Source organism: Tsuneonella sp. CC-YZS046, assembly GCF_035581365.1.
Taxonomy (GTDB): domain Bacteria; phylum Pseudomonadota; class Alphaproteobacteria; order Sphingomonadales; family Sphingomonadaceae; genus JAWKXU01.
The window spans coordinates 504,410-516,645 of record NZ_CP141590.1; the positions used below are offsets into that span (position 1 = coordinate 504,410).

At 58.2% G+C, this 12,236-nt stretch carries 8 protein-coding genes; 7 read left to right on the forward strand and 1 reads right to left on the reverse strand.

The genetic code is table 11. The features are described 5' to 3' along the window. Positions 1 to 183: 183 nt before the first annotated feature. Positions 184 to 1,311, reverse strand: coding sequence for an LLM class flavin-dependent oxidoreductase (locus U8326_RS02510; protein WP_324742134.1), 1,128 nt, complete (start codon positions 1,309 to 1,311; stop codon positions 184 to 186). Between the two features lie 219 nt (positions 1,312 to 1,530). Here U8326_RS02510 and U8326_RS02515 point away from each other — a divergent pair, with 219 nt between their 5' ends. The 7 genes from U8326_RS02515 to U8326_RS02545 all read left to right on the forward strand — a co-directional run bounded on the left by U8326_RS02515 (position 1,531) and on the right by U8326_RS02545 (position 12,213). Continuing rightward, positions 1,531 to 2,427: an alpha/beta hydrolase gene (locus U8326_RS02515; protein ID WP_324742135.1), complete on the forward strand. Its 897-nt coding sequence runs from the start codon at positions 1,531 to 1,533 to the stop codon at positions 2,425 to 2,427. Positions 2,428 to 2,862: 435 nt separating this feature from the next. Beyond that, a complete protein-coding gene (locus tag U8326_RS02520) occupies positions 2,863 to 5,181 on the forward strand; it encodes a TonB-dependent receptor (RefSeq protein ID WP_324742137.1) in 2,319 nt (772 codons plus the stop codon). A gap of 61 nt (positions 5,182 to 5,242) precedes the next feature. Continuing rightward, the gene (locus U8326_RS02525) at positions 5,243 to 6,469 is read left to right on the forward strand and encodes a cytochrome P450 (protein WP_324742139.1); all 1,227 of its coding nucleotides are present in this window, start codon (positions 5,243 to 5,245) and stop codon (positions 6,467 to 6,469) included. Position 6,470: 1 nt separating this feature from the next. After that, positions 6,471 to 7,493, forward strand: coding sequence for an NAD(P)-dependent alcohol dehydrogenase (locus U8326_RS02530; protein WP_324742140.1), 1,023 nt, complete (start codon positions 6,471 to 6,473; stop codon positions 7,491 to 7,493). 97 nt (positions 7,494 to 7,590) lie between these two features. Then, positions 7,591 to 9,450 carry an NAD(P)/FAD-dependent oxidoreductase gene (locus U8326_RS02535; RefSeq protein ID WP_324742141.1) on the forward strand — a complete coding sequence of 620 codons (1,860 nt, stop codon included), beginning with the start codon at positions 7,591 to 7,593 and terminating at the stop codon, positions 9,448 to 9,450. 28 nt (positions 9,451 to 9,478) lie between these two features. Beyond that, a complete protein-coding gene (locus tag U8326_RS02540) occupies positions 9,479 to 10,651 on the forward strand; it encodes an LLM class flavin-dependent oxidoreductase (protein WP_324742142.1) in 1,173 nt (390 codons plus the stop codon). Positions 10,652 to 10,668: 17 nt separating this feature from the next. After that, entirely contained in the window at positions 10,669 to 12,213 is a 1,545-nt protein-coding gene (locus U8326_RS02545) for a class I adenylate-forming enzyme family protein (RefSeq protein ID WP_324742143.1), read from the forward strand. The last annotated feature ends 23 nt before the right edge of the window (positions 12,214 to 12,236 follow it).

Consider the following 12,236-nt stretch of genomic DNA (forward strand, 5'->3'; position numbering starts at 1 on the left):
GCCGTGCCCGCTGGGGGCTTGGGAGCCAGCGCTAATTCGGTTTTAGTCAGGATACGGCCTGAAGGTAAGGCATCAGGCGGGGCGGCAAGGCGCGCCGCCCGGTTGGAGGACACGCGCCTACCGATATGGGGTGCGTGCCCTCTCTTGATCGGGGGCGGGCCACCCGGACCACGGGGCGGGGCTTTACCCTTGCTCGGCAAGCGCCGCCGGCCGTGCCGTAACCTTGCCGGTATTGCTGAACATCTTCCGGACTTCGGGTATCACTTTCTCGGCAAACAGCCGCAAGCTGTTCTGCGCATATTCGAAAGGCATCCCGCCATAGGAGAATTCGACGAGCGCGAAGAAGGGGCCGATCAGGTCCAGCCGCTCCCTGTATTTTTCGATGATCTGCGCTGGCGTGCCCCAATTCTGGGCTTCCACATAGTTCTTCTGCGATTCCTCCATGCCGGCCGACTTTATGAGGTCGGCCGCGGCCTGGTAGCCTTCATAGCCTTTGATGTCCTTGAAGTGATCGCCGGCAAACTCGTAGTGCTTGACCACCGAGACATAGTGTTTGCTGAGATACTCGTAGGCGAGCCTCTTCGCTTCCTCGGGGTCCTCATGGCAGACGGTCACGTCTGTCAGCACCGGCTCGGGCACGTCGAGATGCGGGTGGAACTCGGCAAAAGCCTTCCGGTAGGATTCGATCATCGGCACATGGCGTTCGATGGGCCACTGTATGAACGTCATCATGCGGCCGCCCAGTTCCGCTGCGGCCAGTGCCGAATCCTCTGACATGGCAACGCAGTAGAGCGCATCGGAATACCCGCGCAGCGGTTTGGGACGTATGTCGACCCGAGGTTGCTTGTAGAACTTGCCGTTGCCTTCGATGAACCCATTGTCCAGCGCATCGAGCACCATGCGCGCGGCCTCCGCGTAACGTTCGCGGGATTCATTCATGTCTTGCCGAAAACCGAGATATTCCCGGCGTGCAAGGCCTCGGCCGATACCAAGCGCGGTTCGCCCGGGCGCGAAATATTCAAGCATGGCCATCTTTTCGGCGACGCGAAGCGGATCGTGCCATGGCAGAATCACCGCTCCCGGAACGAGTTTGGCGGTCTTGGTCAGCGGAGCGAGGTAGGACAGATACTGAATGTTGTCGGGGCACATGCCGTAGGCGTCGAAGTGATGTTCGACACACCACAGCGAGTCGAATCCATGCCGGTCGGCGGCAAGGGCGAGTGCGACCTCACCTTCCCACATTGCAAAATCGTCCAGCTTTTCATGCCAGTTCTGCATTGAGTTGAGGAACCCGAATTCCATTTCGGCCATGGCGCCATCTCCTTTGGTTGAGCCTTCTGTGAGGCCATTGATTGAGGTCAGCCTATGGCGTATGCAGATATGTGTCAACGCTATGTGGAATTGATATTATCAAATGATATTCAGTAAAATTCAATTTCATTTTATGATAAGTTTGATAAAATTATTCCATAAATCCAATCATATATAAATTCAACTATGTGTTGAATAATAAAAATAAGGGAAGAGGAAATGAGTGAAGCGGAAAACGTTTTAAGAATGAATTCTGATCTCAGGGATGCATGGCTGGAGAATCCGGATTATACTTATGATGATATCCGCAGGATATTCGAGGACTGGCTGGATCAGTTCGAAATTCCGGAGGGCAGCATATTTGAGGAGGCGGATCTGGGCGGGGTCCCATGCCTTTGGGCGAAGGCGCCAGGGAGCAGCGCGGATCGTGTCATCATTCACTATCATTCGGGCGGCTATCTGATCGGTTCTGCTCGGGGCTATCGCTCGTTTGGCGGTTTTTTGTCCGCGGCAACCGGATGCCGGGTGTTGCTGCCGGATTATCGGCTTGCGCCGGATCATCCTTTTCCCGCGGGCGTAGATGATGCTCTGTCGGTCTATCGAGGGTTGCTTGAAGCTGGAGCCGCTCCGTCAAAAATCGTTCTTTGCGGAGATTCGGCGGGCGGCGGGCTCTGCTTGGTGACGCTTCTGCGGATCAGGGATGCAGGGTTGCCTCCCCCTGCGGGAGGCATCGCCATTTCGCCGCTGGCCGACTTCACGCATTCCGGCGCTTCGCGCCAATCGAATGAGGGCGTCGATCCTCTGGTGACGATGAAGCAGTTGCTTGCCATGGGGGATACGTATTGCGGCGATCGGAGCCGGAGCGACCCGTTGCTTTCGCCTGTCTTTGCTGACTGGAGAGGGGCGTCGCCCCTGTTGCTGATGGCAGGGGAGATCGAGATGCTGCGCGATGACGCGCGCCTGTGCGCGCAGGCCGCGATTTCGGCCGGCGTGGAGGTCACTTATCTGGAAGGCAAGGAGATGGCGCATATCTGGCCGCTTTATGCCGATCGCCTTTCTCAGGCGCGGGATAGCCTGTCCGATATTGACTGGTTTGTTCGAAGGTGGATGGGGTGAGCGCTTCCAGCCGCTAAAAACGCAGAAAACCGGCGGCCTTCCGGGGAAAACAATCGTCATTTTTCTCCTTCGGCGCTGAATGAGGAATTCCACCGTGCCTTTTGGTGCGGAATCTTTTCTGGAATGCGATATTTACTAAAATATCAACTATATGTGGATGATTTTATATTTCAGAAATTTTGCGATATATCATAATATATAAGAGAATTATGCGTAATTTTGCATAACTCAAATCGATAATTATAATTAATATTATGTTTTTGTGGGGAAAATGGTAATTCCACACGGTGTTGACACATAAATCGATCTGGAGTTATCACCCTTTCAGGCACAGCGAATCAACATTCCTGGGGAAACCAGGAGGTGTGTCTGGGAGAGGTTGATATGAGAAATGCACTCGTCATCGCGACATCGGCAGCGGCCATTGCTGCTGTCATGACATCGCCGGCCTACGCGCAATCTACGGAGCATGTGCAATCGGCTCCGCTCCCCAATGAAATCGTGGTCACTGCGCAAAGGCGAGCGGAAAGCCTGTCGAGAACGCCGATTTCCGTGCAGGTTCTGAGTAATGAGGCGCTCGAGCGTCGTGCGATCACCTCGGACGCCGATCTCCAAACCGCCATGCCGGGCCTGACGGTGCGTGCCGGGCAGACGTCCAATACCTTGAATTATTCCATCCGCGGGCAAACGGTCGACATCAACAGCAGCTCGCGTTCCAGCGTGCTGCCCTATGTCAACGAAGTGCAGATCGGCGGCGGCAGTTCCAAGGGCGGCGCTTCCGCAAGCTCGCTTTACGATCTTCAGTCGGTTCAGGTGCTGAAGGGGCCGCAGGGCACCTTGTTCGGGCGCAATTCCACCGGCGGCGCCGTGCTGTTCGAAACCCGCAAGCCTGGCGATACCGTCGAGGGTTATATAACCGGATGGATCGGCAACTATGACGAGCGCAAGCTTGAGGGCGCTGTGAGCCTTCCGCTCGTAAAGGATGTGCTCGCCGTCCGGGCTGCCGGCTTTTATCAGAAACGAGACGGCTATCAGGTCAATCTGCTGGACGATAGCCGTCTCGGCAACGTCGATACGAAGAGCGGGCGCCTCAGCATCTCGCTCACTCCCGGCTCGGACTTCACCAATGAAACCATGGTGCAGTTCACGCGCGGCCGTGGGAACAACATGAGCATCGTGGCCGTGGACGCATTTCCCGGCACTTCGGGGCTGGGCTTCGTTCCCGGCAGCTTCCTCTACTCGCCACTGGTCGACGGCGCTTTCGGGGCCGGGACCTGGGCGGCGTTCCTTGCGGCCCATCCGAACCTGAACCCGGGCGGCCTGGAGGCGGCAATCGCGGATCAGGCGACCAGGGATCTGCTCCACGTTCGCCTGGACTCGCCCAATTATCACTTTGCCAATGATTGGGTCGTCACGAACACGTCGGAGTTGAAGGTCGCCGCCGATACGCAGCTTCGGCTGATCCTTGGCTATGGCCATTCAAAATATGGCAATTCCGCGGAATATGATGGCACCGAGTTCCCGCTCGACAACCAGACGCCGCATGGCGTTCGCGGCACGCTGGAGCAGTTTTCCGTCGAACCGCAGATACAGGGTTCGGAGTTCAACGGCGCCTTGAAGTATGTGGCGGGCCTGTTCTATTCCAAGGAGACAGAGGAAACTCGCGCGCTGACCGCCATTCTCGATCTGTCGCCTGTCGTGCCTGTTACGATCCAGACCAACAGCGGCAATATCAAGAGCGAGTCGTACGCCATCTATGGCCATGGCACACTCGACCTGAGCGGCATCACCGGCGTCGAGGGCCTGGGCATAACGCTGGGCGGCCGCTATACGAAAGAGAAGGTCAGCAATCTCCACTTCGCGGACGACGTCTACATCGTCAACGGCGCTCCTCCGGGGGCGGTGTTCCAGAACCCGCTGAAGGACAAGTTCAAGCAGTTCAGCTGGACGGTGGGCCTGCAATATCAGGCCACGCCCGAATTGTTGCTGTATGCGGCGTCCCGCCGCAGTTTCCGCAGCGGTGGCTTCAATTTCTACGCTCCGCCGCTGCCGGGCTTCGGCAACGACGGCGGCGCCGAGTTCAAGCAGGAGCGGGCAACCGACATCGAAGGCGGCGTGAAGTTCAGCGGCAGGCTGGGCAGCATGCCGGCATCGTTCAACCTTGCCGGATACAAGATGTGGGTGAAGAACATCCAGCGCTCCAACTTCGTATCGGTGTTTGGGCAGCTCGCCGGGATCACCGTCAACGTGCCGGAGGCGCAGATCTACGGATTTGAGCTGGACGGCCAGATCAGCCCGGCTTCATGGCTGAGCCTGGGCGGTTCGGCTGTCTATACCCATGCGGAGTTCACGGACAACGTCGTGTCGGTCCTCGGCAATCCGGCGGTCGCTTTCGGGCCTTATCCCGACAGCCCGAAATGGGCGCTTACCGGATATTTCGATATCAACGCGCCCGTGGCATCGCGGCTGACCGCCATGTTGCGCGGGGATGTCTATCATCAGACCTCGATGGCCTACAGCTCCACCGCCAATACCCTCAATCCCGGGGCCTTCATACCGGCGTATACCATCATGAACTTGCGCGCCGGCATTGAGGATCGGGAAGCCGGCTGGTCGATTGCGGGTATCGTGAAGAACGTCGCGGACAAGCGATATGCGGTCGGCGGCGTCGCTTACAAGAGTCTCCTTTCGACCAACACCTTGGTGCCCGGCGCTCCTCGAACCTACATGGTCGAACTCCGTTATAATTTCTGATCCGGGCTGGCTCGGGCCTCGGGGGCGTTTCCCGGGGCTCGCTCCCGCAAAGGAAGAAGCAATGAACACCGTCGTCACTCTTGCTGATATTCCGCCGCATATCCCTTCCGATCGTATCGTTGATTTCGACATCTACGATCCGCCTTTGCGCAAGAGCGATATCTACGATGGCTGGGCCAATCTTATGGGAGATGAAGTTCCCGACCTGGTCTGGACGCCGCGCAACGAGGGGCATTGGCTGCCAACCCGCTCCTCCCTCGTGCTCGAAATACTGGAGGATCACGAGAATTTCTCGAACAACAACGTGATCATCCCGAAGAGCCATGGCGACAGCTACAAGGTGATACCCGGATATTTCGATCCGCCCGAGCACACTCCCTATCGGCTGGCGCTTAACGCCGCCCTCTCGCCCAGGATCGTGAAGGGGATCGAAGGGAAGATCCGGTCCATCGCGGGGGATCTCGCGGAGAATCTGAAGCGCCGGGGGGAATGTGAGTTCGTATCGGAATTCGCGGAAATCCTCCCGATCACAATGTTCATGTCCCTCATGGAACTTCCCATGGAAGATGTTCCGCAGACCAAGTTCTGGGCCAACCAGATGTTCAGGCCCGATGGCTCCATCGGTTTCGATGAGGCTTTGGGCAAGCTCACGGACTATATGGCCGGCCATGTCGACCGCCGAATGGGTGGGGATGGAACCGACATGTTGAGCCAGCTCATCAACAGCAAGATAAACGGGAAGCCGCTTTCCCGCTACGACGCGGTCCAGATCGCGACGCAAGTCGTCATAGCGGGTCTGGACACGGTGGTCAGTTTTCTGGGGTTCGTGTTTCGCTATCTTGCCACGCATCCGGAACTGAGGCGCCAGCTCGCATCGGACCTTGCGCTGGTCCCCCGCGCGGTTGATGAATTTGTCCGGCGCTTTCCCATTGTAACTATAGGCCGGCTCGTCCGCCACGACATGAATTTCCATGGCGTGCAGCTCAAGGCTGGCGAGATGATGGCAATTCCCACCATGATCGCGGCCAGCGACGAAAGTTTCAATGAAGACCCGCGGCAGGTCAGGGTCGAGAGGATTTCCCGCAATATTCTGACCTTCGGGGCGGGTCCCCATCTTTGCCCGGGGCGCCATCTGGCAAGGGCCGAGATAAGTGTGACATTGCAGGAGTGGCTGAAAAGGATTCCCGAATTCACGATGCGGCCAGGCGAAGGGCCGGATTACAGGGCGGGCGTCGTTACCACCATTCCGTCGCTTCATCTCGTGTGGCCAGCGAAAGCGGAGGCTTGAGATGGTGGCGCGGCCGCAGAGAAGAGGCGTACGCCTGAAAGTGCAGCCGTCGTCCATCTCGCTGCAATCGTTTGAAGAGGTGCTGCCCGCCCCGCTGCCTGACGAGGTGGTCGTGGAAGTTCGGGCCAGTTCCTTGAATTACCATGATTATCTTGTCCTGACAGGGGCAATTCCCGTGGCCGACGGCAGAATTCCGCTGTCCGATGGCGCTGGCACGGTTGTCGCCGCCGGTTCCGCGGTCAAGGAATTTGCCTTGGGTGACAATGTTCTGGGCATTTTCTTCCCCGACTGGGTTCGAGGGAAGCCAACGCCGGAAACTCTTGCGAACATCGCCGGGGACAGCGTCGATGGGTTTGCCGCAAGCCACGTCGTTATGCCGGAGCGACGCTTTACGCCTATGCCCGAGGGGTTGGGCTTCATGGAAGCGGCCACCATTCCCTGTGCGGGAGTTACCGCCTGGACGGCCCTGACCGGGGACGGCGGCATCGAACCCGGTGATGTCGTGGTGATCCAGGGTTCGGGCGGAGTGGCGATCTGGACGCTGCAACTGGCAAAATCGATGGGCGCCAGAGTGATCGCGCTGACATCCTCGCGTGAAAAATCAGCCACGCTTGCGTCGCTCGGGGCGGATCTGACCATAGACTACAAATCCCAGCCCGACTGGGCCTTGCCGGTCATTGAATTCACGGGCGGCGCGGGCGCGGATTTGATCGTGGATGTCGTGGGCGGCGCCGGTTTCAGCCAGTCAATTGCCGCTTGCCGGATGGGTGGCCGGATCGCGGCCATCGGCTTCCTGGCTGATACGATCGCTCCGGTGGCCATTCCCGACCTGCTTCTCCGGCATATCAGAATTTCAGGCAGGGCAGTTGGAAGCCGGGAAGATCAAGAAAATCTCGTGAAATATATAAGCGGAAAATCGATCAATCCGGTTGTTGGAAAATCATTTTACATGGAAAAATTGAGTGATGCTTTTAAGGATTTTGAAAGAAAGGAAACTGTTGGAAAAATATCAATAGTGAATTGATATAATCATGCGGTTGTTTAATTGTAATTTATCTTAAGGAACTGAGGTGGAATCTTCTTTGGATAAAAGATTGGAGGCGGCTCTCGCGAAAGCTAACTTGCCGACGCTTGCATGCATCCTCGTTCATCTCACCGGGGATCGGGCCTGGATCGAGGGCAGGTTTCGTCCCAGCAGGACGCGCGGCCTCGATGACAATGACAGCGGCGGCTATCCGGAAGATGTCGCCGATGAAATCCGTGTCGCGGCGCGGGATGCGCTGCTTGAATGGTTCGCGGGAGCGCCGCTGGCCAAGCCCAATCTGTCGGATGCGGAACTCATCGAAATGATGGGTATCTCGCTGGGCGAGACTATTCCGCCGGAATACGCGCTGATGGTGCGTGGGGAATTGCAGCTTCCGGGAGGCGAAGTGAGTGACAGCGCCCCCGCGATGGCGCCGCCGGAAGGCTTTAGCGCGATTATCATCGGGGCAGGCATTTCCGGTCTATGCGCTGCCGTGAATTTTGCGGCGGCGGGCATTCCCTACACCATTGTGGAGCGCCAAGGTTGCGTCGGTGGCGTCTGGTCCGAGAATTGCTATCCGGGTGCGGGCTGCGACGTTCCCAGCCACCTCTATTCCTATTCCTTCAACCCGTTCGACTGGTCGCGCTTCTTTGCCGGCCGCCAGGAAATCCACCAATATCTGAGGAGCGTGGCCGAAAATTTCGGCGTGCTGGATCATATCCGATTTGGCCTGGAGGTGACCGAAGCGTCGTTTGACGAGGTCAGTGAAACATGGTCCGTGGACATGGTCGCCAGGGATGGCTCCCGCAAAAGCCTGCGCGGCAATATCCTGATAAGTGCCGTGGGCGCCTTCAACAAACCTCGCTTGCCCAATGTGCCGGGGCTGGACAGTTTCAAAGGCCCAAGCGTGCATACCGCCCATTATCCCGAAGCGGGGCTGGATCTTGATGGCAAGCGAGTGGTGCTGGTCGGCAACGGCGCCAGCGCAATGCAAGTGGGGCCGGCGATCGCGGGCCGCGTATCCGAGCTGACCATTGTGCAACGCACGCCGCAGTGGATCGCGCCTTTCCCGAAGTTCGCGCAGGATATTCCCGATGAGCTGAGGTGGCTGCTCCAGGAGGTTCCGCTCTACCGCCTGTGGTATCGTTTGCGCTTGAGCTGGGCTTTCAACGACAAGCTGTATGAAGCGTTGCAGCAGGACCCTGAATGGTCGTCCGACGGGGCATCGATCAATGCCGTGAATGACAGTCACCGGGTGGCCTTGACGGACTATGCGCGCCGCGAGCTGGCGGATGCTCCTGAGCTTCTGCCGATGGTGGTGCCGGATTATCCGCCCTTCGGTAAACGGATGCTGCTGGACAACGGCTGGTTCAAGACGCTTGCCCGGGACAATGTGCGGCTGGTCGACCGTGGCGTCAAATCCGTGTTCGAGAATGGCGTTGTGCTCGATGACGATACGACCCTGGAAGCCGATGCGTTGATCTGGGCCACCGGCTTCGATGTGGTGAATTTTATTACGCCGATGAACGTCAGGGGGCGGGGCGGCGCTACCCTTCAGAATGACTGGAATGGCGACGACGCCAAGGCCTATCTCGGGACAGTCGTTCATGGCTATCCGAACTTCTTCTGCCTCTATGGGCCAAACACGCAGTTCGGGCATGGGGGCAGCCTGATCACCATACTGGAGCGGCAGATGCATTATGTCATGTCGCTGTTGAGCCAGATGTTCGCGCGGAATATTTCCACCGTCGAGGTCCGCAAGACCGTTTTCGACGACTACAATCGCAAGGTGGATGAGCTTCACGCAGGCATGGTGTGGACCTTTCCCGGTGTGGAAACCTATTACAAGAATTCCAAAGGCAGAGTTGTTGTGAATAACCCCTTCAGGGTTATTCAATTCTGGCAAATGACGGAAACTGCCAATCTTGATGATTATGATATTAATTTCATGAAATAAATACTTTATTGGATTTGGGAGATGTGCTGTGTCTGAGAGGTTACGTTTTGGAACGTTTATACCGCCGCATCATTTGCCGGTGAACTACAACCCGACCTATGCGTTGCAGCGGGATGTGGAGATCGTGCAGCTGGCGGACGCGATCGGCTTTGACGAGGCGTGGTTCGGGGAGCATCATTCCGGGGGTGCGGAGCCGATCGGCGATCCGATGCTGTTCATCGCCCATGTGGCGGCGCAGACGCGCCATATCCGGTTGGGTACGGGGGTAGTCTCGCTGCCCTATCACAACCCGCTGTGGGTGGCGGACCGGCTGGCCATGCTCGATCACCTGACGCGCGGTCGGGTCATGCTGGGACTGGGGCCGGGCGCGCTGGCGACCGATGCGGGGATGATCGGCATCCATCCGTCCGAGCAGCGCGATGCGCTGGAACAGGATGCGGCGGTGCTGATGCATCTGATGACCAGCGAGGAGCCGATCAGCATCGAGACGCCGCGCTACAGGCTGGTCAACGCCAAGCTGCAGCTGGACTTCTACCAGGACCCGCATCCCGAGGTGGCGGCGGCGGCGATCGTCTCGCCCTCTGGTCCCCGGCTGGCGGGGACGCATGGCGCGGGCCTGCTGTCGATCGGGGCGACGATGAAGGCGGGTGTGGATGTGCTGGCGATGCATTGGGACGTGGCCGAGGCGCGGGCGAAGGAATGCGGCAAGACGGTGGACCGGAAGAACTGGCGGCTGGTTGGGCTGATGCATCTGGCGGACACCAAGGAGCAGGCCCTGAAGGATGTGGAGTTCGGCCTGCGCGAGTTCTGCGATTATCTGCAGCACACCACGCCGACCCCGCAGATGACGCCGACGGGCAGCACGGTGTCGGAATATATCGACTGGGCCCTGTCGACGGGCGCGGCGGTGATCGGGACCTATGACGAGGCGATCGAGCAGATCGAGAAGCTGCAGGAACTGTCGAACGGCGGGTTCGGCTGCTATCTTCTGTTCGACCACAACTGGGCGCGGTGGGGGGCCAAGAAGCGGCATTACGAGATCTTCGGGGATTACGTGATCCCGCATTTCAAGAAGACCAACCGCCGCCTCCGCCAAAGCGAACTCGATGCCCGCGCCGTCCGTGAACATCTCGCCGCAGAACAACAGGCTGCGATCGAAGCCTTTGCCGCCAGGCACAAGAAAAGCGAAGAGACGGCTTGATCCCGGAGGCTTCATCCATGTCGGTTGGCGAGACAGGAAAATATGGCGGCTATCTAGCCGATCTTCTGAGGGAGAATGCATCCCGCAGGCCACATCACCCATGCCTTTCGTTGGATGAAGAGCACCTTACCTTTTCCGGATTGGACGCGCGAAGCAATCAGTTGGGCAATGCGTTGCTTGGGAAGGGTTTGAAGGCGGGAGATCGCGTGGCGCTGATCGTGCGGACATCATTGATTTCGTATGAATTATTCTACGCGTGCGGCAAGACCGGGATTATCTTCCTGCCTATCAACTGGCGGCTTTCCCCCAGGGAGATCGCGTCGATCCTGGCGGATGCCAGGCCGAGCCTCATCCTGGTGTCCGCGGAATTGCGCGATCTGTTGGAAGAAGCGGATTCTGCGATTGAGGTCCTGGAGATCGATAGCGAATATGCGCAATGGCGGGATGCGGCCGATACCGAAGATCCTTGCTTTGCAATTTCGCCTGACGATCCGCTGCTGTTGCTTTACACCTCAGGCACCACCGGGCTGCCCAAAGGGGTGGTCATCACGCAGAGGAATATGTCCTTCGTGGACAGAACCGCCCGCGAAATGTGGGGCTTCGGGCCCGAGAGCGTCAATCTGGTGGCGATGCCGCTCTATCATATTGGCGGGATCGGATATGGCATGATGGCATTAAGCCAGGGCGGACACACCGTGCTGATAGCCCAGGCCGACGCTGACGCCATTGTCGGCGCGACGCATCGGCATGGCGTTACGCATGGCTTCTTCGTGCCGACGGTGATCCAGCGCATTGTCGACAAGGTAGAGGCGGACGGATTTGCGCCAGATCGCCTCCAGCGCATCATCTATGGCGCTTCGCGGATCGGACACGAACTTCTGGCGAAGGCCATTCGTTTGCTGGGCTGTGGCTTCATCCATGCTTACGGTCTTACGGAAAGCTCCGGGACGGTTGTCAGCATGGGGCCTGAAGACCATGACCCGGATGGTCCGACTGATCGGCTCGCTTCCTGCGGACGGGCATTTCCCTGGGCGGAAGTCGAACTGGTCGATCCCTTCGATGGCAGGATCGTTGGCATTGGCGAAATCGGCGAAATTCGCGTGCGTTCAGAAGCCAACATGCTGGGCTATTGGGGCAAGCCTGACGCAACTGCCCAAACCATTACCGCCGATGGGTGGCTCTGCACGGGAGATGCCGCCTCTCGCGACGAAGACGGCTATCTCTACATCCAGGATCGCTTCAAGGACATGATCATCTCTGGCGGCGAAAACATTTATCCTGCCGAGATCGAGAGCATTCTGCACGATCATCCGGATATAGCGGAGATCGCGGTGATCGGGGTGCCGCATCCAAAATGGGGCGAAACGCCAAGGGCTTATATCGTTCCGGTCGAAGGCCATCGCCCGGATTCGGACGAGATTCTCGAATATGCCCGGGCGCGCCTGGCCCGGTATAAATGCCCGACATCGGTGGCGTTCGTGAATGCGCTCCCGCGCAATGTTTCAGGCAAGGTCCTCAAGCGCGAAATGCGCGGGATTGAGTGGCAAAACAAATCCAGCTGAACGGCATTTCGGTTTCATGTGCC

What these genes read in the sequence shown, in the direction of transcription:
- U8326_RS02510 (WP_324742134.1), bottom strand. Translation starts at nt 1,311, where the DNA reads ATGGCCGAAATGGAATTCGGGTTCCTCAACTCAATGCAGAACTGGCAT.
- U8326_RS02515 (WP_324742135.1), top strand. Translation starts at nt 1,531, where the DNA reads ATGAGTGAAGCGGAAAACGTTTTAAGAATGAATTCTGATCTCAGGGAT.
- U8326_RS02520 (WP_324742137.1), top strand. Translation starts at nt 2,863, where the DNA reads ATGACATCGCCGGCCTACGCGCAATCTACGGAGCATGTGCAATCGGCT.
- U8326_RS02525 (WP_324742139.1), top strand. Translation starts at nt 5,243, where the DNA reads ATGAACACCGTCGTCACTCTTGCTGATATTCCGCCGCATATCCCTTCC.
- U8326_RS02530 (WP_324742140.1), top strand. Translation starts at nt 6,471, where the DNA reads ATGGTGGCGCGGCCGCAGAGAAGAGGCGTACGCCTGAAAGTGCAGCCG.
- U8326_RS02545 (WP_324742143.1), top strand. Translation starts at nt 10,669, where the DNA reads ATGTCGGTTGGCGAGACAGGAAAATATGGCGGCTATCTAGCCGATCTT.